The 2,113-nt window shown below is 67.5% G+C and carries 1 protein-coding gene; it reads right to left on the reverse strand.

The window, feature by feature from the left end; translation table 11 throughout:
- Positions 1 to 67 precede the first annotated feature (67 nt).
- Complete coding sequence (locus tag GCN74_RS29680) at positions 68 to 1,666, reverse strand: methyl-accepting chemotaxis protein (protein ID WP_319633492.1); 1,599 nt, start codon at positions 1,664 to 1,666, stop codon at positions 68 to 70.
- Positions 1,667 to 2,113 lie beyond the last annotated feature (447 nt).

Below are 2,113 nucleotides of genomic sequence, written 5' to 3' on the forward strand. Positions count from 1 at the left end.
TCCCGCGCCCGGCGCAGCGCGCGCCACAGCCCGACGCAGCCAAGCCAGAACCTTGCCAGGCGCGCCACTAGGCCAGCAGGCGCGGCACGGCCGGCGCGCTCCGGCGCGGCAAGGTGTGCGCGGGCCCCTGCTGCAGGCGAAATACGCTGACCACCTGCAGCAGCTTTGCCGCCTCGCCTTCCAGCGATTGCGATGCGGCCGCCGCTTCCTCCACCAGGGCGGCGTTCTGCTGCGTCACTTCATCCATCTGCAGCACCGCCTGGCTGACCTGGCCGATGCCCGTGCTTTGCTCGGCGCTGGCGGCCGTGATGTCGGCCACCATCTGGCTCACGCGCCCCACGGCCGCCACCACTTCCTGCATGGTGGCGCCGGCCTGCGCCACCAGGGCCGCGCCCGCATCGACCTGTTCGGTGGAATTGGCGATCAGGGCGCGGATGTCGCGCGCCGCCGCCGCGCTGCGCTGCGCCAGGTTGCGCACTTCCGTCGCCACGACGGCAAAGCCGCGCCCCTGCTCGCCCGCGCGCGCCGCTTCCACGGCCGCGTTCAAGGCCAGGATATTCGTCTGGAAGGCCAGCATGTCGATCACGCCGATGATGTCGGCAATCTGCGCCGACGATGCGCTGATGGCGTCCATGGTATGGATCACCTGTCCCACGGCCTGCCCGCCGGCGCCGGCGATGTTCGCCGCCTCGACGGCCAGCACGCTGGCATGGCGCGCATTGTCCGCATTCTGCTGCACCGTCGAACTGAGTTCCTCCATGGCCGACGCGGTCTGTTCGAGCGAGCTGGCCTGCTCCTCCGTGCGCGAGGACAGGTCGATATTGCCGGCCGCGATCTGCGACGACGCCGTGGCGATGGTGTCGGTGCCGCTGCGCACCTGCTGCACGATGTCGAGCAGGTTGCCGTTCATGATGCACAGCGCGTCGAGCAGCTTGCCCGTTTCATCGCCGCCATGGCGGCCGAAGGTCGAGGTCAGGTCGCCGGCCGCCACGGTCTGCGCCACGGTCAATGCGTGGTGCAGGGGATTGACGATGCTGCGCGTGACCAGCCAGGCGGTGACGAGCGAAAACAGCACGGCCAGCGCGCTCAGCGCCAGCATCATGTTGCGCGCCGTCGCGTATTCCGCGCGCACCTGGGCGCCCGCCTCCTCCATCAGGTCGTGCTGGTGCGCGATGAGGCTTTCCAGCGCCGCCATGTAGCGCAGCTGGTCGCCGCGCACCGTGCCGAGCAGCAAACTGGTCGCCTCGTCGCGTGCGCCCTCTTCCAGCAGGGCCAGCACCTTGTCGCGCCCGCCGTTGAACGTGGCGCGCGCCTGCGTCACGGCCGCCATCAGCGTGCGGCCCTGCGGCGACAGCACCACCGCATCCAGCTGGGCCAGTCCTTTTTCCGTCTCGCCGCCCGCCCTGGCGATGCTGGCGCGTTCCTGCGCCAGCTGCTGCGGCTCCGTCATCAGCAGCAGGTTGCGCGAGGAGCGCGCGATGATGTTGACATTCTTGATGATGTCATTGGCCAGCACGGTTTTCGGATATTTATCGTCGATCACGTCGCGCATGCGCAGCTCCAGGCTGGACAGGCGCAGCATGCCCAGCGCGGCAGTGGCCAGCAGCAGCAAGGTCAACAATGCAAAGGAGCAGCGCAGGCGCGTGCCGATTTTCATATTTGCCATCTTTTTCGCATCCTTCAGTGTGGTGCATCGGTCATCGCGCCGGACTCGCATGCAAGGCTGACGGCAATGGCTGCCGCCTGGCACGAGTGGCCGGACGCAGCAGGCGGAGGGGTCAGCCGGGATGTGGCCGAGGCGGGAACAAGGGTGGTACGGCAGGCAGTGTGAGTTATCTCACAGGCAATGTCGCGTTAAGTTTTGAAAAGATTTGCTTAGATGGCAAAACAGCTATTTATATAACGCTGTTTTTTTAGTAAGTAGTAACCGCAGCGCGGTCAGGGGCGTGCCTGTAAAAACGGCCGCGCAAGGCGGCCGTCGCTGTCGCGCACGCAGGCGCCGTCAGCGTGTCAGAACACTTCCCACTCGTCGTCGCGCGGCGCGCTGCGCTGCGGGGACGGCACGGCGCGCAGGGCCGGACGGCCTCCGTTCGGACGCAATGCGGGACGCGGC

This window comes from Janthinobacterium sp. FT14W (genome assembly GCF_009208755.1).
In the GTDB taxonomy this organism is placed as follows: domain Bacteria; phylum Pseudomonadota; class Gammaproteobacteria; order Burkholderiales; family Burkholderiaceae_D; genus Janthinobacterium; species Janthinobacterium violaceinigrum.